The 205-nt window shown below is 45.4% G+C and carries 1 pseudogene; it reads right to left on the reverse strand.

Going from position 1 to position 205, the window contains the following annotated elements:
* Position 1: 1 nt before the first annotated feature.
* Positions 2-205 (reverse strand): annotated as a pseudogene (locus SORDD24_RS11405) (hemin ABC transporter ATP-binding protein); the annotation flags it as partial.

Genomic DNA, 205 nt, shown 5'->3' on the forward strand with positions numbered 1-205 from the left:
TTTATGCATGTGTTTCTTCAACTAGATGGCCATCATTCATGACATAAATACGGTCAACCTTATCAAGAAGACGAGTGTCATGCGTAATCATAACAACTCCTCTACCTTGTTCATGGGCAATGGCAGCCAACATCTCCGTTACTTGGTAGGCACGCTGGGTATCCAGACTGGCCGTTGGCTCATCTGCAAGTACGATGCTTGGATT

The organism is Streptococcus oralis, assembly GCF_001579175.1.
Lineage (GTDB): Bacteria > Bacillota > Bacilli > Lactobacillales > Streptococcaceae > Streptococcus > Streptococcus oralis_O.